Genomic DNA, 24,051 nt, shown 5'->3' with positions numbered 1-24,051 from the left:
ACCGCGCCGATGGGGCGTGGCCGTCAGGCCGCCTTCAATGGGACCAGGCCGTGTCGTCCGATGCGGCTGCCCACCAACGAAGGAGAGCACATGAGCACCCCCGAAGACCGCCAGCAGCTGTGGGAACTGATCAAGGACATCAAGTTCGCCATGTTCACCACGCGCCACCCGGCCAATGGCCACCTGCATGCGCGGCCCATGACCACGCAGAACAAGCAGCTGGACGAAGACGACCGGCTGTGGTTCTTCATGTCGCGCAAGGGCGATTCGGTCGAAGACCTGGCGCGCGAGTCCACGGTCAACGCGAGCTACGCCGACCCTGGCAAGGACAGCTACGTCTCGGTGAGCGGAACGGCGGTGGTCAGCGATGACAAGGCGAAGGCGCGCCAGCTGTGGAACAAGATGACCGAAGCCTGGTTCCCGGGCGGGGTCGACGATCCGGACGTGGCCCTGGTCGAGGTGCGCATCACCCACGCGCACTTCTGGGACGTCAAGGAGAACAAGCTCACGCAGCTCTACAAGATGGCCAAGGCCGCCGCCACGGGCAAGCCGCCCACCGGCATGGGTGAGAGCCGCGAAATCCGCATGCACGCGGACTGATGCAGCGCATGCCGGGCCGCGCCCGTGTCGCCGACTGGTGGCGTGGCGTTCACGCGGCCTGTGTGTTCGTGCGTCGGCGCCAGGCCAGCCAGGCCGAGCCGAACCACAGTGCCAGCGTGAACAGCGCCAGCCCGCCGGCGATCGGCCGCTCGACGAAGGCCAGCCAGCTGCCTTCGGACTTGATCATCGAGGTGATGAAGTTCTCCTCCAGCATCTTGCCCAGCAGCATGCCCAGGATGGCTGGCGCAATGGGAAAGCCGTTGTCCTCCAGCAGCCAGGCCGCCACGCCGAAGGCCAGCAGGATCCACAGGTCGAACAGCGCGTTGTTGATGGCGAACGAACCGACCAGGCAGAACAGCAGGATGATGGGCATCAGGATGTTGCGCGGCATGCGCAGCATGCGCGAGGACGCCTTGATGCAGGCCCAGCCCAGCGGCAGCATCAACAGATTGGCGGCGATGAAGACCAGGAACACGGCGTAGACGCTGGGCGCGTTGTTCATGAAGATCATCGGCCCCGGATTCATGTTCTTCATGTAGAGCACGCCGATCACGATGGCTGTGATCGAGTCGCCCGGGATGCCGAACACCAGCGCCGGCACCCAGGCGCCGGCGATGGCGCTGTTGTTGGCGGCGCCGGCCTCGACCAGGCCCTCGGGGTGGCCGGTGCCGAACTTCTCGGGCTCCCTGGAGAGCTTTTTGCTCATCGCGAACGACATCCAGGCCGCGATGTCGGCACCGGCCCCGGGCAGGATGCCCACCGCCGTGCCCAGCGCGCTGCCGCGCAGGGTCTGCTTGGGGTACTTGCGGATCAAGCCCCACATGCCCTTGAACACCGAGCCGAGCTGCTGGTTGAAGCGGCCGAGCTGCTCGGCCGTCAGTGTGAAGCGCAGGATCTCGGAGATGGCGAACATGCCGATCATGGCGGGCACCAGGCTCACCCCGCCCAGGAGGTCGGTGTTGCCGAAGGTGAAGCGCGGATGGGCGGCCGGGTTCTCCAGTCCCACGCAGCCGATGAGCAAGCCCAGGAACAGCGTGATCAAGCCCTTGAGCGGCGCGTCGCTGGTGATGAACACAGCGCAACTCAGGCCCAGCGCGACCAGCCAGAAGTATTCGAACGAGCTGAATCGGATGGCGAATTCGGCAAGGGACGGCGCAGCCACGATCAGCACCGCCGTGCCGAACAGCCCGCCGATGCACGAGAACACCAGGCCGATGCCCAGCGCCTTCTCGCCCTCGCCCTTGCGCGTCATGGCGTAGGACTCGTCGGTGTAGGCGGCCGAGGCCGGGGTGCCCGGAATGCGCAGCAGCGCCCCGGGGATGTCGCCGGCGAAGATCGCCATCGCCGTGGCGGTGACGATGGCGGCAATCGCCGGCACCGGTGGCAGGAAGAAGGTGATCGGCACCAGCAGGGCCGTGGCCATGGTGGCCGTCAGCCCCGGGACGGCGCCCACGAACATGCCGAACATGCCGGACAGCAGCATCACCAGCGCCACCTGCGGTGTGGCGACGAGCGCGAAGGCTTGCAGAACCGCGTCCATCAGGCGTCCTTCACCAGGCCATGGGTTGCAGCCAACCCCAGGGCAGCGGCACGCGCAGCAGCTTGTAGAAGCAGGTGTGGATCACCAGCGTGGCCACCAGGGCCACGGCCAGCGCCACCAGCGGCCGCACGCCCAGCGCCCACTGCAGCGCCAGCAGCACCAGCGCGCTGCAGACGATGAAGCCCAGTGCGTCGACGCACAGGATGTAGAACACCATGCCGCCCAGGGCCACCAGCAGGCTGGCCAGGTGGCGCGGCGAGCGCAGCCCTTCGCCGAGCGCCAGCAGCGGCTGGTCCGAACGCAAGCCCTGCCAGCACAGCACGGCCGAGGCGATGGCCAGGCCGCCCGCGATGAGCCCCGGGAACAGCGCCGGCCCGTACTGCTGGCCGGCCGCCGGTGGAAAGCCCTGGATGTGCCAGAGCACGGCCAGGGACAAGAGCAGCAGTACCCCCCCGGTCAGGCTGTCGTGGATGCGCACGGCCTTACTTGGCGATGCCCACGGCCTTCATCGCGGTGGCCGCCTCGGCGTCCTTGTCGGCCATGAACTTGCCGAATTCCGCCGGCCCGGCGTACAGCGCGCCGAAGCCGCGCGACTTCAGGAAATCCTGGTAGCCCGCGCCGTCGAAGATCTTCTTGAGTGCGGCCGACAGCCGGTCGCTCACGTCCTTGGGCAGGCCCTTGGGGCCGGCGATGCCGCGCCAGGCGCCGGCGTTCCACATCTTGCCGCTGGCATCCGTGTACAGCGGCACCTGCGGGAAGATGCCGTCGGGCTTGGAGCCCAGCAGCACCAGCGGGCGCACCTTGCCGCCCTCGATCAGCGCGCGGGCCTCGGGCAGCGAGCACGAGACCACGTCCACCCCGCCGGCCAGCAGGTCCTGCAGGCCGGGCGCCGCACCCTGGCTGGGCACCCAGCCGATGGCGTTGCCGGGCAGCTTGTTGTCCACCAGCCACTGCGCCAGGCCCAGGTGCCAGATGCCGCCCTGGCCGGTGCCGCTGGCCTTCATCTTGCCGGGGCTGGCCTTGGCAGCGGCCAGCAGATCGGCGGCGGTCTTGATCGGCGAATCGGCGCGCACCAGCACGGCGTTGGCGTCGAAGTTCATGAGGCCCAGCGGCGTGTAGTCCGCGCCCGAGAGCTGCGTCAGGCCGGCGTGCCGCATCATGCCGATCTCCACCGTCAGGATGCCGATGGTGTAGCCGTCCGGCGCGGCCGAGGCGATGGCCTGGTGGCCCACCACGCCGCTGCCGCCGGTGCGGTTCACGACGTTGATGGGCTGCTTCAATTCCTTCTCGAGCTCCGCGCCGATGATGCGGGCCACCGCATCGGTGCCGCCACCGGCGCCCCAGGGCACGATCAAGGTGATCGGGCGGTCGGGCCAGGCCGCCAGGGCCGGCAGAGCCAGGGCGAGGGTGGCGATGGCGCCGGCCGTGCGGGCCAGGACGTGGCGTCGTTGCATGCGGTGTCTCCTCATGGTTTCGAAGTGGGCGCGATTGCAACATTGGTCGGGTGGTCTGACCACTCTGGATGACCCTAACCCGACAACTTCGTCCGTTCCGACGATGCCGCCCCACGGCGGCGGCGCCAAGATGCCCCATCGAACATGGCTGGCCTGTGCCGGCTGGAGAGGCATACGAGATGGCAGGACCTTTGCAGGGACTTCGGGTGGTGGAGATGGCGGGCATCGGCCCGGGGCCTTTTTGCGCGATGCTGTTCGCCGACATGGGCGCCGAGGTGTTGCGGGTGGAGCGGCCCGGTACGAAGCGCAACCCGCACGACATCCTGGCGCGCGGCCGCACGGTGCTGCAGCTGGACCTGCGGGCCGAGGGCGCGGCCGAGCAGCTGCTGCAGACCATTGCGCGGGCCGACGTGCTGATCGAGGGCTTTCGCCCCGGCGTCATGGAGCGCCTGGGCCTGGGGCCGGACGTCTGCCTGGCCCGCAACCCGCGCCTGGTCTATGGCCGCATGACGGGCTGGGGCCAGCACGGCCCCTTGGCGCAGGCTGCTGGCCACGACATCAACTACATCGCCATCAGCGGTGCGCTGCATGCCATCGGCCGTGCGGGCGAGACGCCGGTGCCGCCGCTCAACTACGTGGGCGACTTCGGCGGCGGCGCCATGCTGCTGGCCTTCGGCATCCTGGCTGCGTTGCACGAGAGCAAGGGCTCGGGCCAGGGCCAGGTGATCGACGCTGCGATGACCGATGGCGCCGCGCTGCTGTCGTCCATGATGTACGGCATGAAGGCTGCCGGCCAGTGGAACAACCAGCGCGGCGAGAACCTGCTCGACGGCGCCGCGCACTTCTACGACACCTACGCCTGCGCCGACGGCAAGTACGTGGCCATCGGTGCGATCGAGCCGCAGTTCTACGCGCTGCTGCGCGAGCGCTGCGGCATCGCCGACGACCCGGCCTTCGATGCGCAGCTGGACCACGCGCGCTGGCCGCTGCTCAAACTGCGCATGGCCGACCTGTTCCGCACGCGCACGCGCGACGCATGGTGCACGCTGCTCGAAGGCACGGACGCCTGCTTCGCCCCCGTGCTCGACTGGGACGAGGCGCCGGCCCACGCCCACAACCGCGCGCGCGGCACCTTCGCCGAAGCCGGTGGCATGGTGCAGCCCGCGCCTGCGCCGCGCTTCAGCCGCACGCCGCCCGAGCTGCCGCCGGCCCAGTCGCCACACGACGCGCAAGCGCTGCTGGCGCGCTGGTCCGCACGCTGAATTCGAGAACAACGAGGAGACATCCATGCAACTGACCCAGGCCCTGCACAAGGCGCTGCGCGAAAAGCCGCAGGCCACGGCCGTGGTGTTCGGCGAACGCCGCAGCAGCTTCGCGCGCCTGCACGACCGCGTGGCGCGCGTGGCCGCCGTGCTGCGCGGGTTCGGCATGGCGCCGGGCGACCGCGTGGCCATGCTGGCCATGAACTCCGACAACTATGTCGAGTACCTGTTCGGCACCTGGTGGGGCGGCGGCGCGATCAACCCCGTCAACGTGCGCTGGAGCCCACAGGAGATCGCCTATTCGCTGGACGACTGCGACACGCGCATCCTCTTGGTCGACCAATTCTTCGCCAGGCAGGTCGCCTCGCTGCGCGACCTGTCCAAGTCGCTGCAGACACTGATCTACGTCGGCGCGGAGCCGGCGCCCGAGGGCATGCTCTCCTTCGAGGACCTGCTGGCCGCGGCCGAGCCCGTGGAAGACCTGCGCCGCCAGCGCGACGACCTGGCCGCCGTGATGTACACGGGCGGCACCACGGGCCGGCCCAAGGGCGTGATGCTCACGCACAGCAACCTGTACCTGAACGGCCTGGCCTCGGCCGCCGCCGTGCCGCGCAGCTGGCAGGTGCAGGCCCTGGTCACGGCGCCGTTCTTCCATGTCGCCGGCTGCGGCCTGTCGCTGCAGATGGTGCTGCGCATGGCGACCCAGGTCGTCATTCCGTTCTACGAGGAGGTGGCGGTGCTGCAGGCCATCGCGCGCGAGCAGGTGACCGAGACCTTCCTCGTGCCCACCATGGTCAAGCGGCTCATCGAGCATCCGCGCTTCGCCGAGTTCGACCTGAAGAGCCTGCGCATGGTGCTGTACGGTGCCGCGCCCATCGACGCCACGCTGCTGGGCCAGGCCATGGCCGCATTGCCCGGCGTGCAGTTCTGCCAGGCCTATGGCATGACCGAGCTGGCGCCCACCATCGCCGTGCTGCTGCCCGAGGACCACCTGCCCGGCCCCCACCAGGCCAAGCGCCTGCGCTCGGCCGGCAAGTCGGTGCCGATTGCCGAGATCAGCATCCGCGACCCCGAGAACAACGAACTGCCGCCCGGCCAGGTCGGCGAGATCTGCGCGCGCGGCCCCATGGTCATGCAGGGCTACTGGAACAAGCCGGCCGAGACCGAGGCCGCGCTGCGTGGCGGCTGGATGCACACCGGCGACGGCGGCATGATGGACGAGGAGGGCTACCTCTACGTCGTCGACCGCATCAAGGACATGATCGTGAGCGGCGGCGAGAACGTGTATTCGGCCGAGGTCGAGAACGCGCTGGCGCAGCTCGATGGCGTGTCGATGTCGGCCGTGATCGGGGTGCCCGACGAGAAGTGGGGCGAGCGCGTGCACGCCGTCGTCGTGCTGCGCCCCGGCGCGGACCTGGACGAGGCCGCCGTGATCGCCCATTGCAAAACGCTGATCGCAGGGTACAAATGCCCGCGCAGCGTGGAGTTCCGTACCGAATTGCCGGTGTCGCCTGCCGGCAAGCTGCAGAAATTCGTGCTGCGCGAGCCCTACTGGAAAGACCGCGCCCGCAAGGTGAACTGAAAGAGAGAGACAAGCATGAGCATCGATTTCCGCCGCTCCTGGATGGACGAAGACCTGGAGCTGTTCCGCGACAACGTGGTGCGCTTCATCGAGACCGAGGTGCAGCCGCAGGACGAGGCCGCGCGCAAGAACGGCCACGTGGGCCACGCACTGTGGCGCAAGGCTGGCGAGCTGGGCCTGCTGTGCACCGACATCCCCGAGGAGTACGGCGGCGGGGGCGGCGACTTCCGCCACGAGGCCATCATCCACGAGGAGATGTCGCGCCGTGCGCTGTCGGGCATGAGCGTGGGCGTGCACTCCATCGTGGCGCACTACTTCCTGAACCACGGCACCGAAGAGCAGAAGCGCCACTACCTGCCGCTGCTGGCGCGTGGCGAGATCGTCGGCGCCATTGCCATGACCGAGCCCGGCGCGGGCTCGGACCTGCAGGGCGTGCGCACGCGCGCCGACAAGGCCGAGGGCGGCTACGCCTTGCACGGCTCCAAGACCTTCATCTCCAATGGCTACCTGGCCGGCGTGGTGCTGGTCGTGGCCAAGACCGACCCGAACCTGGGCGCCAAGGGCACCTCCATCCTGGTGGTCGACACGGCCGATGCCAAGGGCTTCCGTGTCGGCCGCGTGCTCGACAAGATGGGCATGAAGGCGCAGGACACCTCCGAACTCTTCTTCGACGACGTGCGCGTGCCGGCCCACGCGCTGCTGGGCGGCAAGGAAGGCCAGGGCTTCTTCCAGCTCATGGGCGATTTGCCCTACGAGCGCCTGATCATTGGCGTCGCGGCGCTGGCCGCGATGGAGGGCGCCTACCACGCCACGCTGGACTACGTGCGCGAGCGCAAGGCCTTCGGCAAGCCCGTGGCCGAGTTCCAGAACACCAAATTCAAGCTCGCCGAGATCGCCACGCAGATCAAGGTCGGGCGCGCCTTCATCGACCGCTGCGTGGAAGACCTCGTGGCCGGCAAGCTCGACACCGCGACCGCCTCCATGGCCAAGCTCTGGGGTTCGGAGACGCAGGGCCGCGTCATCGACGAATGCGTGCAGCTGTTCGGCGGCTACGGCTACATGAACGAGTACCTGGTCGCGCGCATGTACACCGACGCCCGTATCCAGCGGATCTTTGGCGGCACCAGCGAGATCATGAAAGAAGTGATCTCGCGCGCGCTGTGACGGCGCCGGTCCTGCAGATCGAGGAGCGTGGCGCCGTCGCCTGGCTCACGATGAACCGGCCCGAGCGCCTGAACGCGCTCGACCCGGCCCTGACCGACGCACTGCGCCACTACTTCGAAGGCCTCAACGCGCGCAGCAGCGCGCGCGTGGTCGTGCTGCAGGGCGCTGGCCGCGCCTTCTGCGCCGGCCTGGACATCAAGGACACCACGGCGCAGGACGGCGGCACGCGCGGCGTGGAAGAGATGCTCGAGAAGCAAAAGAGCATCCGCGACATCATGCTGGCCATGCGGCGCTGCCCGCAGCCCATCATCAGCGTGGTGCAGGGCGCGGCCAGCGGCGGCGGCTTCGCGCTGGCGCTGGCCTCGGACATCCGCCTCGCCACGCCCGACGCGCGCATGAACGCGGCCTTCATCCGCATCGGCCTGTCGGCCTGCGATGTGGGCGTGAGCTACTTCCTGCCGCGCATGGTCGGCAGCTCGGTCGCGGCCGAATACCTGCTCACAGGCCGCTTCATGGAGGCGCAGCGCGCCTACGGCCTGGGCCTGGTCAGCCGCGTCGCGCCGCTGGCCGACCTGCAGGCCGATGCGCAGAGCCTGGCCGAAGACATGCTGCGCGCCACGCCCGTGGCGCTGCGCCTGACCAAGGATGCGCTGGGCCTGGCCATCGACGCGCCCAGCATGGAGGCCGTGATCGCGCTGGAGGACCGCAACCAGGTGCTCTGCACGCAGACCGGCGACTTCCGCGAAGGCATGAACGCCTTCCTCGAAAAACGCGCGCCCAGGTACACCGGGCGCTGAAGGAGACCACACCGTGACGTTGGACGACCTCATGTACAAGCCCGGCCTGCTGGCCGGCAAGCGCTACCTCGTGACGGGCGGCGGCAGCGGCCTGGGCCGCGTGATGAGCGAGGCCCTGGTGTTGCTGGGCGCCACGGTCTACATCTGCGGCCGGCGCGAGAGCGTGCTGGAAGACACCGCACGCGAGCTCACCGCCGCCGCCGGCCCGCAGGGTGGCCGCGCCATCGGCGTGGCCTGCGACATCCGCAAGGAGGAGCAGATCACGGCCATGCTGGACCGCGTCTGGGCCGATGGCGGCGCCATCGACGGCCTGGTCAACAACGCGGCCGGCAACTTCGTCAGCCGCACCGAAGACCTGTCGCCGCGCGGCTTCGACGCCATCGCCAACATCGTGTTCCGCGGCAGCTTCATGATGACGCTGGACTGCGGCAAGCGCTGGCTGGCCGAGGGCAGAAGCGCGGCCGTGGTCTCCATCCTCACCACCTGGGTCTGGAACGGCTCGGCGTTCACCGTGCCGTCCGCCATGTCCAAGGCCGGCCTGCACGCGATGACCCAGTCGCTGGCCGTGGAGTGGGCCGGCCGCGGCATCCGCTTCAACGCCATCGCGCCGGGCCTGTTCCCGACCGAGGGCATGAGCGCGCGCCTGAACCCGGGCGGCGGCGAACACAAGACCGAGGGCAACCCCATGGACCGCAACGGCCGCATGCCCGAACTCGCCAACCTGGCAGTGCTGCTGCTGGGCCCCGGCGCCGACTACATCAACGGCCAGACCATCGCCATCGACGGTGGCCAGTACCAGGCCACGGGCGGCAACTTCTCGCGCATGCGCTCGTGGACCGGCGAAGACTGGCAGCGCGCGCGCGAGAACATCGCCGGCCAGGACGCCAAGGACAGGAGGCAACGCCTTGCTTGAAGAACAACTGCTGCACGGCCGCGTGGCCGTGCGCGTGGACGCCGACGGCGTCGCGCAGGTCCGGCTCGCGCGGCCGGACAAGATGAACGCGCTGGACATGGACATGTTCGACGGACTGGTCGCCGCCACCGAGCTGCTGCAGGCCACGCGTGGCGTGCGTGCCGTGGTGCTGCATGCCGAGGGCCGGGCCTTCTGCGCCGGGCTGGACATGTCGCGCTTTGGCAAGATGCGCGAGGGCGCGCCGCTGGACGGCCTGTCGGCGCTGCAGGCGCGCACGCACGGCCCGGCCAACCGGCCGCAGCAGGTGGCCTGGGGCTGGCGCGCGCTGGCCGTGCCCGTGGTCGCGGCCGTGCAGGGCGTGGCCTTCGGCGGCGGCCTGCAGGTGGCGCTGGGCGCTGACGTGCGGCTGCTCGCCGCCGATGCGCGCATGTCGGTCATGGAGATGCGATGGGGCCTGGTGCCCGACATGGCCGGCATCGCGCTCATGCGCGAACTGGTGCGGGCCGACATCGCGCGCGACCTCGTCTACAGCGCGCGCATCGTCGAGGCCGAGGAGGCCTGCCGCATCGGCCTGGGCACGCGCGTGGCGACCGACCCGCTGGCCGAGGCACTGGCCATGGCGCGCGAGATCGCCGGCCGCAACCCCGATGCCGTGCGCGCCGCCAAGCGGCTCTTGAACCAGATGGCAGACGGTGACGATGCCCAGCTGCTGCTGGCCGAGTCGGTCGAGCAGCAGCGCCTGATCGGCAGCACCAACCAGCGCGAGGCGGTGGCGGCGTCGATGGAGAGGCGGGCGGCGCGCTTCCAGGATCCCGCCTGAGCGGGGGGCGGGCTCAGTTCTTGATGGACTTGTCGTTCTTGACGACGTCCTTCCAGCGCGCGACGTCGTCGTCGATGAAGCGCTGGAACTGCTCCGCCGAGCCGGGCTTGAGCACGATGCCGCTGCGCGTCGTCAGGCTGTCGACGATGGCCGGGTCGGCCAGCACCTCGTTGACGGCGGCATTGAGCTGGCGCACGACCGGGTCGGGCAGGCCGGCCGGCCCCATGATCCCGTAGTAGACCCCGATGTCGTAGGCCGGGTAGCCGGCTTCGGCGAAGGTCGGCACGCCAGGAGCCTGCGCCGAGCGGCTGGCCCCGGTGATGGCCAGCGCGGTGATGCGGTCCGAGGCCGTGTCGCCCAGCAGCGGGTTGATCAGCACGTCCACCTGCCCGCCCAGCAGCGCGCTCAGCGCGTCGGCACCGCCCTTGTACGGGATGTGGGTCATCTGGATGCCCGCGACCTTGCCGAACAGCACGGTGGCCATGTGGGGTGTGCCGCCGACGCCGGAGGAGCCGTAGTTCAGCTTGCCGGGGTTGGCCTTGGCGTACTGGACCAGGTCGGCCAGCGTGTGGAAGCCGCGGTCCTTGTGCACCTTAAGGATCACCGGGCCCACGCCGACGTAGGCGATGGCGCGCAGGTCGCGCTGCGTGTCGAACTTGAGGTCGGGGTAGACGGCCGGCGCCATCGCGATGCTGTTGGCCACCACCAGCAGCTGGTAGCCGTCCGGCGTGGCGCGCGCGACCTGCCCGGCCGCCACGTTGCCGCCCGCGCCGGCCTTGTTGTCCACGATCACGGTCTGGTGCAGCTTGTCGCCGAGCTTCTGCGCCACGGCGCGCGCGACCATGTCGATGCTGCTGCCGGGCGAGAAGCCGACGACCAGCGTCACGGGCTTGTCGGGATAGGCCGCGGCGGCGGCACCGCCGAACGACAGGCTGGCGGCCGCCAGCAGGGAGGTCAGAACGGAGTGGAAGGACATGGTGCGAAACCTCTGCAATGGAAACTAGGGAGTGACGTAGCCGGCCAGCAGGTCCTGTGCCAGCGCGGCGTCCGTGCGCTCCCGGGCCGGACCGAAGCCGCCGCCGCCGGGCGTGCGCAAGGTGACCTCGTCGCCGGGCTGCAGCACCTGCGGCACGCGCGAGTCGATGGCCTGGCCGTTGATCAGCACCGCGCCGCACTGCCCGTCGCCGCCGCCGTGCAGGCCCGGTGCCCCGAACTTGATGCGTTCGGTCAGGAACACCACCGACAGCGGCGTCTCGTGCCGGTTGACGAAACAGATCTCCTCGCCGAGCCCGCCGCGATGGCGACCAGCGCCGCCGGAGTCCGGCAGCAGGCGCTTGCGGCGGAACAGCAGCGGCGCGTCGCGTTCGGCGATCTCGATCGGCGTGGGCGAGATGTTGCTCGGCCAGGACATGACCGAGGCGCCGTCCTTGCCCGCCGTGGCGCCCATGCCGCCGTTGTAGAACAGCACGGTGGCGAACGGCTTGCCGTTGGCGCGCCGGCCGTTCAGGTTGGTGATCCACACCGGCGAGCCGACACCTGCCATCACGCGCTCGGGCAGCACGGCATGCAGCGCACCGAAGATCGCGCTCGGCACATAGTGGCCGGTGCAGGAGCGGCCGCCCACGGGCGCGGGAAAGCTCGGGTTCAGGATGGAGCCCTCGGGTGCGCGCGTGTGCACAGGGCGGAACAGCCCGTGGTTGTTGGGCAGGTCCGGCAGCAGCAGGCTCTTGACCGCATAGGCCGTCATGGCGTGGGTGTAGGCCAGAACGCAGTTGATGGCGCGTGGCTGCTGTGGCGAGGAACCCTCGAAATCGCATGTGATCTCACCGCCTTCGATGCGCACCGCGACCTCGAACTGGAACGGCTCGGCGAAGCCGTCGGTCGGCATGCTGTAGCGGAACACGCCCTGCGGCAGCGCGCGGATCGCCGCGCGCATGGCCTGTTCGCTGCGGTCGAACAGCGCGTCGGCCAGGTCGTCGATCTGGGCCAGCCCGTACTCCTGCAGCAGCGCCTCCACGCGCCGCGCGATCAGCTCAGTCGCGCTGGCGTGGCACCAGATGTCGCCCGTGGTCTGCTCCGGCGTGCGCACGTTGGCCTGCAGCAGGCGCAGCAGCGAGGGGTCGCTCTGGCCCGCACGCAGGAAGTGCATGGGCGGGATGTGGAAGCCTTCCTCGAACAGTTCGCGCGCGTCGACCGAGCGGATCTTGCCGCCGATGTCGGGCACATGGCCGGTGGTGGCGGCAAAGCCGATCACCTTGCCGGCGTGGAACAGGGGCTTGACCAGGCAGACGTCGTTGAGGTGGCCGGTGCCGATCCAGGGGTCGTTGGTGATGTAGATGTCCTCGGGCTGCATCGCGCCGATGCCGAAGACTTCGACCATGGCGCGCACGGTGTTGCCCAGCGTGCCGATGAACGAGGGGATGGCGCCCGCGTTCTCGGCGATGGTCTGGCCGCGCGAGTCGGTCATGACCACCGCGAAGTCGTTGGCTTCGGAGGACAGCGTGGAGAACGAGGTGCGCACGATGAGCTTGGCCGCCTCGTTGACGATGGAGCGCACCCGCGTCCAGAAGACTTCCAGGAAGATGGCATCGCTGCCGCGGTCGGTGGTGGGGGTGCTCATGCGCGGGCCTCCTCGATCTGGATCACAAGATTGCCCTGGGTGCTGACGCTTGCGCGGGCGAGCGGTCCGACGACCACGGTGGTCGTCTCCTCCTCGACCAGCGCCGGGCCGGCCAGCTGCGCGCCGGGGTGCAGCAGCGCACGCTGGTAGACGGGCGTGTCGACGAAGCCCTGGCGCTCGGCGAAATAGACGGACCGGTGGCCGGTGGGCTCGGCCGTGGCGGCCTGCGCGTGCAGGGCGGGCGCCTGGAAGGGCCGCAAGGGCGCGGCCTCGCCCGTCACCTGCAGGTTGACCAGTTCGACCGGCACGTCGGGCGGGGTGCGGCCGAACTTGTGGGCGTAGGCGCTGCGGAAGGCCTGGTCCAGCTGCGCGCGCCAGCCGGCTTCCTGCGCTGCGTCCTGCGCGGTGTAAGGGCCGTCCGGCAGGTCGACGCCGAGGTTGAAGCCCTGGCCGATGAAACGGCCATCGGCGCGCCGGCGCAGGCGGATCGGGCCGAAGTCGGCCTGCAGCGCCTGCAGCGGGCCGCGCACCTCCTGCTCCAGCGCTGCGAAGACCTGCTCGAGCCCGTCCACGGCGTCGCTGGCGGGCTTGAAGCCGAAGCTGCGCGAGCGGTCGGCGCGGGCCTGGGCCACCAGCAGCCCGAAGGCGGAGGCCACGCCGGCCTGCGGCGGGCAGACGATGGTGGCCACGCCGATCTTGCGCGCCACGTGGTAGGCGTGCAGCGGGCCGCCGCCACCCGTGGCCACCAGCACGAAGCGGCGCGGGTCCTGGCCGCGCTCGGCCACGTGCACGCGCGCCGCGGCCGCCATGTTCTCGGCCACGATGTCGTGCACGCCCCAGGCCGTCTGCACCGCGTCGTGGCCCAGCGTGGCGCCCAGGCGTTCGAAGCCGGCGCGGGCCAGCGCGGGCTGGATCTGCAGTGAGCCGCCCGCGAAGAAGTCCGGGTTCAGATAGCCCAGCAGCAGGTTGGCGTCGGTCACCGTGGGTGCGTCGCCGCCCTGGCCGTAGCACATCGGGCCAGGCTGCGAGCCGGCGCTGTGCGGCCCCACCTTGAGCAGGCCCAGCGCGTCGCGCGAGGCGATGCTGCCGCCACCGGCGCCGATCTCGATGAGGTCCACCGTGGTGATGCCGATGGGCATGCCGCTGCCTTCGGCGAAGCGCTTCTGGCGCGCCGCCTCGAAGCCGAAGGTGATGGAGGGCTTGGCACCGTTGACCAGGCAGAGCTTGGCCGTGGTGCCGCCCATGTCGAAGGCCAGCAGGTCGCTCTGGCCTTCGCGCAGGCTGTGGTGGGCGGCGGAAATCGCGCCCGCGGCCGGGCCGGACTCCAGCAGTGCGATCGGCTGGGCGCGCGCCTCGTCCAGGTGCGCCAGCCCGCCGTTGGACAGCATCATGAGCACGTCGCCCGGCAGGCCCAGCGCGGCGAGCTGGCGCGCGAGCCGGTCGAGGTAGCTGCGCGCCATGGGCTTGATGTAGGCGTTGGCCAGCGTGGTGGTCAGGCGCTCGTACTCGCGGATCACGGGCGCGGTCTCGCACGACAGTGTGAGCGTGAGAGCGGGGTGGGCCTGGGCGATGGCTTGCGCCAGGCGACGCTCGTGCATGTCGTTGCAGTACGCGTGCAGCAGGCAGATGGCCAGCGATTCGACGCCCGCATCGACCAGACGCGCAACCTCGGCCAGGGCCTGCGCCAGGTCCAGCGGCTCGATTTCGCGGCCTTGTGCATCCAGGCGCCCGACCGCCTCGCCACGCAGTTGGCGCGGCGCCAGCGCCCGGCTGCGCTCGATGCGCAGGTCGTACAGGTCGTACTTGCGCTCGTTGCCCATCTCGACGATGTCGCCGAAGCCCTGGGTGGTGAGCAGTCCGGTGCAGGCGCCGCGCCGCTCGATCAGCGCGTTGGTGAACAAGGTGGTGGCGTGCACGACGCGGGCCACGTCGGCCGGTGCGATGCCGTGGTCCGCCAGCAGCTGCGCGGTGCCGCGCACCACGCCCTCGGTCGGATCCTGGTGCGTGGTGAGGACCTTCAGGCTGCGCTGTGCGCCGCGCGCCAGGTCCAGGGCGACGAGGTCCGTGAACGTACCGCCGATATCGATGCCAACTGTCCAATGGGTCACACAACCTGCCTTCTTCATCTACTTGGGACAACCCGCCGGTGCTGTGGTCGGCAGGAACAGGAACCGTCGCGGGCAGCGCTGTGCCGGGAGGTCGACGGGGGAAGGGAACGTACCGAGATGGAACGCGGCGGGGCAGAACGCATTTTCTGTGCCGCGCCGGGGGACCACAGGGAGAACGGCGGCAGTCTACGAGAACGCTTGCGCACGACGAAGGGTGGAACGGTTGCTGCGGCGCGACCGGCCTTCCTGCTGGATCAGGCCCTGACGCGGCCTCGACAACTCCGACAAACGGCCGCCTGTACTCCGTCTCCTTTATTAAGAATTGTCTAATTGAATGCAATCTTTTATTTTTGTCTACTCAATGTGTAGTTATTGCAGAATATTGAGTACATACATAACACTATTCAAAGTAGTTGAGCGTACTAAGTTGCATATTAAGCACAACTGTCACATGCAGTTGTTCTATTTGCAACCAAGCGGAATCGGGGAAAACTACAATTGTGTACGTTAAGAAATGGTCTTTTCGAGGGCTTCGCATTGCGTGCGAAGAGGGGGAATTCTTGAAGCAATACCAACGTGCGCCTTGCGCTGGGCGTGGGTCGCGTCAGCGCGCCTGTTCGCGGCTGGTCGTGGCCTGCAGGGGCCGTACGCCAGCGATTCGCTGGCTGGGCGCCGTGCTGGGAACGGTTGCAACCGCCGGTGTGCCGGGCGCGCAGGCCGGTGGCATGTCGCTGACGATTTCCAGCCCTTTGGGCGACGTCTGGGCGTGGTCTCTGGGCGGGTTGATGGGGCTGGTCATGGTGCTGCTGACGGTCTATACGGCGCGCCACTACGTCTTCTCGCTGAACCGCCTGTTCGGCCGCCAGCGCAACCCCTACGCCAGCCTGGTCCACGCCGAATGGCCCCGCGTGACCATCTTCGTTGCTGCGCACAACGAAGAAGACGTGATCCGCGACTGCCTGGAAAACCTCATGCGCGTCGACTACCCGGCCGATCGCATGCTGGTGGTGCCGGTCAACGACCGCTCGACCGACCGCACGCGCGAGATCGTCGACGAGGTCGTGTCACGCTTTCCGGGCCGCATCCGGCCGTTCCACCGCACCGGCGGCAAGCCCGGCAAGGCGGCGGCGCTCAAGGACGCCACCGAGACCGTCGACACCGACTTCATCATCGTCTTCGATGCGGACTACATGCCCTCGCGCGGGCTGATCCGCCGCCTGATGGCGCCGTTCTTCGACCCCGAGGTCGGTGCCGTGATGGGCCGCGTCGTCCCGCTCAACGTGGGTGCCAATCTGTTGACCCGCTTGCTCGACCTGGAGCGCTCGGGCGGCTACCAGGTCGACCAGCAGGCGCGCATGAACCTGGGGCTGGTGCCGCAGTACGGCGGCACCGTCGGTGGCATCCGCATCAGCGCGCTCCAGGCCGTGGGCGGCTGGCACGACGACGTGCTGGCCGAGGACACCGACCTGACCTACCGGCTGCTGCTGGGTGGCTGGCGCACGGTCTACCACAACCGGGCCGAGTGCTATGAGGAAGTGCCGCAGAACTGGTCCGTGCGCATGCGCCAGATCAAGCGCTGGTCCAAGGGCCACAACCAGGCCATGGTGCGCCACAGTGCCGCGCTGCTGCGCCAGCCCGATCTGCGCTGGACCGAGCGCATCGACGGCGCCTTGCTGCTGGGCGTCTACATGATGTCGCCGGTGCTGCTGCTGGGCTGGGTGCTCAGCGTGCTGATGTACTTCACGGTCAGCATGCAGTGGCTGGCGCCCGCGCTGATGGTCATGGCCTTCATGGTCCACAGCGCGCTCGGCAACTTCGCCGCCTTCTTCGAGATCGCCACCGCGACCCACCTGGACCGCTCGCGCCAGCGCATCCGGCTGCTGGCGTTCTCGTTCCTGGGCTTCATCGTGAGTGCCGTGGCCATCATGCGCTCGGTGTACGAGCAGGTGCTGACCGACCGGTTGCCGGGCGGCAAGTTCCAGTGGGACAAGACCGTGCGCTACCGCCGCGCCAGTCCGGTCGTCGCCATGCCTCCCGCCAAGGCCGGCCCGTGAATCTCGCGTTGCTGTTGCTGGCGACCTTCTCGGTGATGCTGCTGCCCATGTTGCCGGCACTGGTGGAGTGGCTGCGTCCGAGCGACGTGCAGCCGCTGCCCATCGACGAGGCCGATGCGCTGGACCCGCCCTACCTGGCACGCAGCTTCGCCACGCGCCTGGCCGAGGCGGTGGCCGCCGGCACAGGCGTGCTCGGCAGCACCGCCATCGTGGCCTGTCCCGCGGCGGACGAGGCGCTGCCGCTGGACGCGGCCGAGCAGGCGGCCCAGGCGAGCCACCGCCTGTGGTACGCCGAGGGCGACCTGCGCCTGCCGGACGGCATCGCGTTCTACGCCGAGGTGGCGACCACAGGCGCCCTGCGTACCGCCAGGCGCGGCATCTACAAGGCCTTGTGGGCCGGCGGCGCAGTGCGGCTCGCGGCCCAGGCTTCGGTGCTGCGTTGGGCCCATGGGGACGAACTGTTCGTGGACGAGGGCTGCCACCTGGCAGGCCGCGTGACGGCCGAGCGCCTGCTGGTGCTCGCGCCGGGCGCCGACTTCCTGCTGCTGCATGCGCCCTGCGTGCAGTTCCTGCCGCGCGGGCCCAGGCCGGTGTTCGCTGCCGTGCCGGGCGACGGCGCGGCGTTGACCGGCGTGCGCTGGGACGCCTCGGGCCGCCGCGCCATCCGCAGCGGCGCGCTCGCCGTACCGGCCGGCACCGCCTGGCAGGGCGATCTGGTGTGCCATGGCGACCTGGTGCTGGGACCGCGCTGCGTGGTCGGCGGCAGCCTCAAGGTGCGGGGCCGGCTCACGGCGGGGCCGGGCTGCACCTTCGCGGGCAACGTGTTCGTCGAGCGCGAGGCCGCGCTCGGAGCGGGTTGCACCGTGCGCGGGGTGCTGATGTCCGAAATGGCCATCGCACTCGATACCGGCTGCACGCTGGGCACGCTGGCCTCGCAGACCACCGTGGCAGCGCCGCGCATCGAGATCGGTGCCGGCGTGGAAGTCCATGGCACGGTCTGGGCCGAGGTGCAGGGCCGTTGCGTGGCGGCCGTGGCATCGGCGGTCGAGCCGGCGCAGCCGTTCGGGGCACAGGCGGTGGCGCCATGAGCGGCCAGGCGTCTCCAACCCGCGTCTGGCTGCTGCGCGCGGCGCTGGTGCTGGCGGCCGTGGCGGCGTTCGTGCTGTTCGGCTGGCTGAGCGGTACGGCAAGACCCTCTGGCCAGGCCGCCACGCGGCTGGCGCTGCTGATCCCCGATGAGCTGTCCACCAGCGACCCGCATGTGCAGGCCTGGGAGGATGCAGCGGCCGAGCTCGGTTTCGGCCTGTCGGTGGTGCGCGCATCCGACCTGCTGCGCGACGGTGGGGCGCTCCAGGGGGCTGCGCTGATCCTGCCCGACCAGGTGCACCGCCGCATGAACGATGCGCTGGTGACGGCGCTGGAGCAACGCGTGCAGGCCGGCACGCAACTGCTGTTGGTGCACGACGCCGGTGTCCAGGACCTGGCCGGCAGCTATCCGCCGGGCGCCTCGCGCCTGTCCGACCTGGCCGGCGTGTCGTACGCGCTGTATGAAGAGCTGCGTGGCCGCATGTCCGGCGACCACGTGGCCTGGGTGGACGGCGCTGCCGTGCCCTTGTTGCGGCTGCCACCGGGCAAGTTGATCCGTGACGGTGAAGAAGAGCCACTCAGCAGCCACCAGCCGCCACCGGGCGACGACGAGCCGCTCGCGGTGGTGGGCTACCACTACGGGCGGCTCACCTACTCGGTGTTCGCCACGCGCGGCGCTTTCGCGGGCAAGCGCCTGATGCATGCCGAAGACGGCAGCCTGCTGGCCGGCGTGCACGGCGTGGGCAAGGGCCAGGTGCTGTTCGTCAACCTGCCGCTGACCTACCTCAAGCTGCGCACCGATGGCCTGTTCCTGCACGCCTTCCTGCGCTATTTCGCGCAGGACCTGGTCGGGCTGCCGCAGCTGTCGCCGGTGCCCGACGCCCAGGGCGCGTTGATCATGAACTGGCACGTCGACTCGGCCGCGGCCGTGCCGGCCATCGAAGCGCTGGACGCGTTGGGCGTGTTCGAGCAGGGGCCGTACTCGATCCACCTGACGGCCGGGCCCGACGTCGACAACCCCGGCGATGGCCAGGGCATGGACCTGGCCCGCAACCCCAGCATGCAGCAGTGGGTGCGGCGCTTCGTCGCGCGCGGCGACGAGGTCGGCAGCCATGGCGGCTGGATCCACAACGCCTTCGGCCGCACGGTCGACAAGCAGAAGCAGGAGGTCTCGGTGCCGTTCATCGAGCGCAACCTGCAGGCCGTGCGTGCGGCCAGCGGCAAGCCCGTGCGCGAATACTCCGCGCCGCTGGGCAACCATCCGGCCTGGACGACGCCGTGGCTGCGCGACCAGAGCATCCAGGCCTACTACTTCACGGGCGACATCGGCATGGCACCCACGCGCAGCTACCAGGATGGCAGGCGCGGCCCGTCCGGCATGTGGGCCTTTCCGGTCCTGAGCTACGGCGCGCATGCCAGCTTCGAGGAGACCTCGTTCGCCGGCATCGCGCAGCGCGACATCGGTGCCTGGCTCAAGGACGTGGCCGACTTCTGCGCCCAGTACCACACGGTGCGGCTGGTGTACTTCCACCCACCCGGCGTCGCGCTGTTTCCGGACGCCTTCCGCGACTGGCTGCAGCACACCAGGCAACTGGTCGGCAACGGCACGCTGCGCTGGATCACCATGGCCGCCTACACCACGTTCGCCAACGAGCGGCTGGCCGTCGACTGGCGCACGCGGGCCGCCGACGGCGCCGAATGGCTGGAGGCGGAGCACCCGCGTTCGCTCGCGCACTTCGCCTGGCTGCTGCCGGCGCGCCGCTACGACGCGCCGCAGGTGCTGCAGGGCCAGGCCGAGATCACGCGCCAGGGCGATGCCTGGCGCGTCATCGCCGGCCCCGGTACCCAGCTGCGCCTGCGGCTGCCCCTGCACGCCGCCACGCCGCCCACCGCTTCGATCTCCAACGCATCCGCATCTCCATGACCGCATCTTCCACACCGACGGGCCGACCCATCCTCATCTCGGTCGGCACCCGCCCCGAGATCATCAAGATGGCGCCGGTCTACGCCGAACTGCGCCGGCGCGGCCAGGCCGTGGCCTGGGTGCACAGCGGCCAGCACCGCGAAATGGCGCAGTCGCTGTACGACTTCTTCGACATCCGGCCCGAGTACGAACTGCAGCTGGAGCGCCGCGATGGCAGCCTGGCGCACCTGAACGCGTTGCTGCTGGAAAGCCTGAGCGCCGTCTACACGCAGGCGCAACCGTCCGCGGTGCTGGTGCACGGCGACACCACCAGCACGCTGGCCTCGGCCCAGGCGGCCTTCTACCTGGACATTCCGATCGGCCATGTGGAAGCGGGGCTGCGCACCTTCAAGCCGCGCGAGCCCTTCCCCGAAGAGAAGAACCGCGAGCTGACGGCGCGCCTCGCGCACTGGCACTTCGCACCCACCGCGGGCGCCGCGGCCAACCTGGCACGCGAGGGCATCGCTGCCGATGCCGTGCACGTGGTCGGCAACACCGCGGTGGACGCCGCGTTGGGCGGCGCGGCGCGGCTGGAGCACCTGCTGGCCAGTGGCGCGCTGGCGCTGCCCGAGCCGTTGCAGCGGCTGCGCCCCTGGCTGGCGCATGGCCGGCTCATCACCGTCACCGCGCACCGGCGCGAGAACTGGGGCACCGGCATCCGCGACATCGCGCGCGCCGTGGCGCGGCTGCTGCAGGCCGATCCGCGCCTGGCGGTGGCCTGGCCCGTGCACGGCAACCCGGCCGTCGCCGACACCGTGCATGCCGAGCTTGGCGCACTGGCCGCGCGGCTGGAAGGCCGACTGTGCCTGTGCCCGCCGCTGGACTACCCGGCGCTGCTGTGGTGCCTGCAGAACAGCGCGTTGGCGCTGACCGACTCGGGCGGCATCCAGGAGGAGGGCGCGGCGCTGTCGCGCCCGGTGCTGGTGCTGCGCGACACCACGGAGCGGCCCGAGCTCATCGAGGCCGGCGCCGGCATGGTCGTGGGCACCGACATGCAGCGCATCGTCGGCTGCGTGACGCGCCTGCTGTGCGAGGGCGACGAACTGGCGCGCATGCGCGAAGCGGTCAACCCCTTCGGCGACGGCCGCACATCGCAGCGCATCGCCGACGTGCTGTCGGGCGTGCGATGAGGCCGCGCTGGTGCACCGGCCGCCTGGCCTGGGCGGCAGCGCTGGCATGTGCGCTGTGCGGCGCCGCGCAGGCGCAGACGGCGGGGCCCTTGACGGCAGAGCCATCGGCACCGGCACCGGCTCCCGCGCCAGCCCCGGGCCCGGTGTCCTCGCGCATGACCTGGGACCTGCAGACCACGCACAGCCATCTCAGCGCCGGGCTGCCGGACGGCGAGACGGTCAACCTGCGCGGGGCCATCACGCTGGGCAACGGCGACGTGCTGAACCTCGAACTGCTGCGCGAGCGCAAGTTCGGCGAGACCGGCGGCGTGGCGGCCGGCAGCTACACCCTGCAGCTGTCGGACCGCTGGTACGTGGTGCAGTCGCTGGCGTTCGGCGAGGGGGGGGAGAACTGGTCCATCCTGCGGTCGGACACGCAGCTCTCGCGCAAGTGGCTGTCGCAAGGCCAGCTGGTCACCTCGGCCGCGGTCTACGGCGCGGCGCTGCACCGCGACCGCAGCGAGGCCGGCATGCGCCTGGCCGTGGCCTGGTACCTGCCGGCACCGGTGGTGCTGGAGAGCGGCGTGGTGCTCAACATCAGCCAGCCGCGCAACGTGTTCTCGTACATGCCGTTCGCCAGCATGACGGTGGGACGCGAAGGCGCGGCCTACTTCAGCCTGCGCGTGGCCAGCGGCACCGAGGCCTACCAGTCCATCGGCGCACGCTCCCAGCTGGTGGACTTCCGCAGCACCAGTGTGATGGCGACCGGGCGCGTGTGGCTCGGCCAGCGCTGGGGCCTGAGCGCGCAGGCCGAGCGCTATTCCAACCCGAGCTACAAGCGCCACACGCTGGGTGTGGGCGTGTTCCTCACGTTCTGAGCCGCAACGCACCATGGCCAAGTCCCTGCATGCCAAGTCCCGCGCCGCGCTCCTGCGCCTGAGCGTGCGTGGCCACCTGGGTGGCACCATCGCCCGGCACCGCGCCATCTGGCGCCAGACGCTGCCCATGCAGCGTGTGCTGCAGAGCGTGGTGCTGGCAGGGGCCTTCAGCGCACTGCTGCTGTGCTTGCGGCCGTGGCTGGAAGCGGCCTGGACCGACACCCTGTTCTGGTGGATGCACGCGCTGGCGCTGCCGGGCCGCTTCCTGCCGGGCGACCCGAGCCAGGGCGGCGGGCTGGGCCTGGTGGTGCCCATCATCGCGCCCGAACTGCCGTTGTCCGATCCCTGGTCGCCGATGCGGCATGGCGCCGTCGTGCTGCTGCTGTGGTGGTGTTCGGGCTGGTTCTCCGACGCGGCCAAGCCGCTGGCCTTCTTCATCCGGCTCGGTGCGCTGGTGCACGGCGCCTCGGTGCTGTTCTTCATGTTCTGGCCGGCCAGCTTCACCCACACCGTGACCAGCCACGTGGCCAGCGGGCTGCGCCAGGCCTGGTACCTGATGCTGGCCACGCCCTGGATCCATCTGCTGACCTACTACCTGTTCCCTTTCGCGGCCTGGCAGCGCGTGGTGCTGACGGTGACCACGCTGGCCTTCCTGGCGCTGCTGACGCCGCTGCAGTACGCCGCGCATGCCGCGCTGGCGCAGATGAGCGGCCTGATCCTGCTGCCGCTGCTGAACCTGGTGTTCGGCGTGATGCTGCCCGTGGTCGGGGTGGTCGCGCTGTACGGCTGGGGCATGGGGTGGCGCAACCGGGGCATGGAGGCACGGCATGTCTAGTTCTCCGGGGTGGCGCGGCACCGGTCTGGTCCTGGCCATGCTGCTGTCGGTTTGCTCGTCGGGCAAGGCCACGGCACGGGCCGAGACACCGGTCGTGCCGCTCGCCCCGGCTGCGTCCGTGGCCGAGCCTGCGGAAACCGTCTGCGACAAGGGCGGTCTGGTCGACGCCGGGTTCCGCGATGCCGCACTGGCAGCGCTGTCGCAGCTGGTGGTGCACGCGCCGGGCCTGGCGGCCGATGGCGCGGTCCGCGCCAACAGCGCGCCCGGCCACGTCGATCCCAGCGGGCAGACCTGGCATTTCATCTCCGCCTACCAGGTCAACCTGGCGTTGACGGAGGCCTTGCGCGTGGCCCCCGGCAACGCGCCGGTGGCGGCCGGCTGGCTGCGCTGGCAAGCGCGCCACACCACGCCCACCGGGGTCGGGCAGGGGGTGGTGTTCGACCACTGGATCCGCGTCTCGGACCTGCACGTGGCGCCGTGCCCGCCGGGCCGCGCGCTCGGCGATTGCCCGCATGTGGATGCCTACGACAGCACGGCGGCGTCCGCGCTGCTCATGGCCGATGCCTACCTGGCCGCGACCGGCGACACCGCGCTGCTGCGCGAGGCCGCCGTGCGCGCCGCGCTGGAGCGTTCGGCGGGGGCCGTGGTCGCGCTCACCCAGCCCGAAGGCCTGAGTTCGGCCAAGCCGGGCCATCGGGTGGAGTACCTGATGGACGCCGCCGAGGTGGTGGCCGGCTGGCGTGCCTGGGCCCGCGTGCAGCAGTCGGCCTATGGCGACAGGGCCGGTGCCCAGGCCAGCCTGGCCGCGGCCCGGCGCATGGCAGACGCCATGCGCCAACAACTGTGGCATGCGCCCAGCCAGGCCTGGCGCGTGAGCCTGCAGGCCGGCGCGCCCGATTTTTCGGTGTGGTACGCGGACACCGTGGCGCAGGCCTGGCCGCTGCTGTGGGGCGTGCGCGGCCCGGCCGCCACCGACGCCGCCACGGCCTGGCGCAATACGTCCGCACGCTGGCAGGGCGCGAACGGCTGGACGCACCGCAACGTCGACCCCGATGGCTTCTGGTGGCCTGCCGCCGCCGTGGCGGCGCGTTGCGTGGGCAACGAGGCCGACGCGCGCCGCTGGGTCGCCCGCGCCCGCGCCGCATGGCTGGCGCCCAGCGGTCCCTTCGCCTGGCCGTTCCAGGTCGGCGACCTGCGCTGGCTGTTCTGGCTGTCCGATCCCGTCGCAGTTGTGCCCCGGCCGTAGGCCATGCCGCCGCCCCTGTT

The 24,051-nt window shown here is 70.3% G+C and carries 20 protein-coding genes; 14 read left to right on the top strand and 6 right to left on the bottom strand.

All coding sequences use genetic code 11. The annotated features are described in order from the left end of the window. Window positions 1-90: 90 nt before the first annotated feature. Window positions 91-600 (top strand): pyridoxamine 5'-phosphate oxidase family protein, encoded by a 510-nt coding sequence (locus ACSQ4M_RS33770; protein WP_436193715.1) that lies wholly within the window; start codon window positions 91-93, stop codon window positions 598-600. A 49-nt stretch (window positions 601-649) separates the two neighbouring features. Here the strand turns inward: ACSQ4M_RS33770 and ACSQ4M_RS33765 are convergent, their stop codons facing one another. From ACSQ4M_RS33765 to ACSQ4M_RS33755, 3 genes are read right to left on the bottom strand one after another with little or no spacing between them, the layout of a single operon-like run. Beyond that, window positions 650-2,143 (bottom strand): tripartite tricarboxylate transporter permease, encoded by a 1,494-nt coding sequence (locus ACSQ4M_RS33765; RefSeq protein WP_436194116.1) that lies wholly within the window; start codon window positions 2,141-2,143, stop codon window positions 650-652. Window positions 2,144-2,150: 7 nt separating this feature from the next. Continuing rightward, complete coding sequence (locus ACSQ4M_RS33760) at window positions 2,151-2,618, bottom strand: tripartite tricarboxylate transporter TctB family protein (protein ID WP_436193714.1); 468 nt, start codon at window positions 2,616-2,618, stop codon at window positions 2,151-2,153. A 4-nt stretch (window positions 2,619-2,622) separates the two neighbouring features. Continuing rightward, complete coding sequence (locus ACSQ4M_RS33755; protein ID WP_436193713.1) at window positions 2,623-3,594, bottom strand: tripartite tricarboxylate transporter substrate binding protein; 972 nt, start codon at window positions 3,592-3,594, stop codon at window positions 2,623-2,625. A gap of 179 nt (window positions 3,595-3,773) precedes the next feature. Here ACSQ4M_RS33755 and ACSQ4M_RS33750 point away from each other — a divergent pair, with 179 nt between their 5' ends. Genes ACSQ4M_RS33750 through ACSQ4M_RS33725 form a run of 6 tightly spaced genes read left to right on the top strand, consistent with a single transcriptional unit; the run spans window position 3,774 to window position 10,132 of the window. Next, window positions 3,774-4,856 carry a CaiB/BaiF CoA transferase family protein gene (locus tag ACSQ4M_RS33750; protein ID WP_436193712.1) on the top strand — a complete coding sequence of 361 codons (1,083 nt, stop codon included), beginning with the start codon at window positions 3,774-3,776 and terminating at the stop codon, window positions 4,854-4,856. A 25-nt stretch (window positions 4,857-4,881) separates the two neighbouring features. Beyond that, on the top strand, window positions 4,882-6,438 hold the full coding sequence (locus ACSQ4M_RS33745) for a long-chain-fatty-acid--CoA ligase (protein WP_436193711.1): 1,557 nt from the start codon (window positions 4,882-4,884) through the stop codon (window positions 6,436-6,438). A gap of 15 nt (window positions 6,439-6,453) precedes the next feature. Continuing rightward, on the top strand, window positions 6,454-7,602 hold the full coding sequence (locus tag ACSQ4M_RS33740) for an acyl-CoA dehydrogenase family protein (RefSeq protein ID WP_436193710.1): 1,149 nt from the start codon (window positions 6,454-6,456) through the stop codon (window positions 7,600-7,602). After that, on the top strand, window positions 7,599-8,399 hold the full coding sequence (locus ACSQ4M_RS33735; protein WP_436193709.1) for an enoyl-CoA hydratase/isomerase family protein: 801 nt from the start codon (window positions 7,599-7,601) through the stop codon (window positions 8,397-8,399). Before ACSQ4M_RS33740 ends, ACSQ4M_RS33735 begins: the two co-directional genes overlap by 4 nt. Before the next feature lie 13 nt (window positions 8,400-8,412). Beyond that, window positions 8,413-9,312, top strand: coding sequence for an SDR family oxidoreductase (locus tag ACSQ4M_RS33730; RefSeq protein WP_436193708.1), 900 nt, complete (start codon window positions 8,413-8,415; stop codon window positions 9,310-9,312). Window positions 9,313-9,319: 7 nt separating this feature from the next. Then, window positions 9,320-10,132, top strand: a complete 813-nt coding sequence (locus ACSQ4M_RS33725) for a crotonase/enoyl-CoA hydratase family protein (protein ID WP_436194115.1) — start codon at window positions 9,320-9,322, stop codon at window positions 10,130-10,132. 13 nt (window positions 10,133-10,145) lie between these two features. On the opposite strand, the gene ACSQ4M_RS33720 is transcribed toward ACSQ4M_RS33725, so the two are convergent. Genes ACSQ4M_RS33720 through ACSQ4M_RS33710 form a run of 3 tightly spaced genes read right to left on the bottom strand, consistent with a single transcriptional unit; the run spans window position 10,146 to window position 14,860 of the window. Further along, window positions 10,146-11,108: a Bug family tripartite tricarboxylate transporter substrate binding protein gene (locus ACSQ4M_RS33720; RefSeq protein WP_436193707.1), complete on the bottom strand. Its 963-nt coding sequence runs from the start codon at window positions 11,106-11,108 to the stop codon at window positions 10,146-10,148. A gap of 24 nt (window positions 11,109-11,132) precedes the next feature. Continuing rightward, window positions 11,133-12,752 (bottom strand): hydantoinase B/oxoprolinase family protein, encoded by a 1,620-nt coding sequence (locus tag ACSQ4M_RS33715; RefSeq protein ID WP_436193706.1) that lies wholly within the window; start codon window positions 12,750-12,752, stop codon window positions 11,133-11,135. Beyond that, complete coding sequence (locus tag ACSQ4M_RS33710) at window positions 12,749-14,860, bottom strand: hydantoinase/oxoprolinase family protein (RefSeq protein WP_436193705.1); 2,112 nt, start codon at window positions 14,858-14,860, stop codon at window positions 12,749-12,751. Before ACSQ4M_RS33710 ends, ACSQ4M_RS33715 begins: the two co-directional genes overlap by 4 nt. Before the next feature lie 725 nt (window positions 14,861-15,585). Here ACSQ4M_RS33710 and ACSQ4M_RS33705 point away from each other — a divergent pair. The 7 genes from ACSQ4M_RS33705 (at window position 15,586) to ACSQ4M_RS33675 (ending at window position 24,031) form a co-directional block, all read left to right on the top strand. Further along, on the top strand, window positions 15,586-16,914 hold the full coding sequence (locus tag ACSQ4M_RS33705) for a glycosyltransferase (RefSeq protein ID WP_436193704.1): 1,329 nt from the start codon (window positions 15,586-15,588) through the stop codon (window positions 16,912-16,914). Beyond that, window positions 16,911-18,002 carry a hypothetical protein gene (locus tag ACSQ4M_RS33700; protein WP_436193703.1) on the top strand — a complete coding sequence of 364 codons (1,092 nt, stop codon included), beginning with the start codon at window positions 16,911-16,913 and terminating at the stop codon, window positions 18,000-18,002. The genes ACSQ4M_RS33705 and ACSQ4M_RS33700 overlap by 4 nt, the downstream gene beginning before the upstream one ends. Further along, a complete protein-coding gene (locus ACSQ4M_RS33695) occupies window positions 17,999-19,924 on the top strand; it encodes a hypothetical protein (protein WP_436193702.1) in 1,926 nt (641 codons plus the stop codon). The genes ACSQ4M_RS33700 and ACSQ4M_RS33695 overlap by 4 nt, the downstream gene beginning before the upstream one ends. Beyond that, window positions 19,921-21,093, top strand: coding sequence for a non-hydrolyzing UDP-N-acetylglucosamine 2-epimerase (gene wecB / locus ACSQ4M_RS33690; protein ID WP_436193701.1), 1,173 nt, complete (start codon window positions 19,921-19,923; stop codon window positions 21,091-21,093). Before ACSQ4M_RS33695 ends, wecB begins: the two co-directional genes overlap by 4 nt. Window positions 21,094-21,248: 155 nt before the next feature. Further along, window positions 21,249-21,950, top strand: coding sequence for a YaiO family outer membrane beta-barrel protein (locus ACSQ4M_RS33685; protein WP_436193700.1), 702 nt, complete (start codon window positions 21,249-21,251; stop codon window positions 21,948-21,950). A 13-nt stretch (window positions 21,951-21,963) separates the two neighbouring features. Then, complete coding sequence (locus ACSQ4M_RS33680; protein WP_436193699.1) at window positions 21,964-22,785, top strand: hypothetical protein; 822 nt, start codon at window positions 21,964-21,966, stop codon at window positions 22,783-22,785. Continuing rightward, window positions 22,778-24,031 carry a hypothetical protein gene (locus tag ACSQ4M_RS33675; RefSeq protein WP_436193698.1) on the top strand — a complete coding sequence of 418 codons (1,254 nt, stop codon included), beginning with the start codon at window positions 22,778-22,780 and terminating at the stop codon, window positions 24,029-24,031. The genes ACSQ4M_RS33680 and ACSQ4M_RS33675 overlap by 8 nt, the downstream gene beginning before the upstream one ends. Window positions 24,032-24,051 lie beyond the last annotated feature (20 nt).

It is taken from the genome of Pseudorhodoferax sp. LjRoot39, from assembly GCF_964253035.1.
Lineage (GTDB): Bacteria > Pseudomonadota > Gammaproteobacteria > Burkholderiales > Burkholderiaceae_C > Pseudorhodoferax.
The sequence above is the reverse complement of the archived record's forward strand: the minus strand, read 5'-3'. Positions and strand labels throughout refer to the sequence as shown.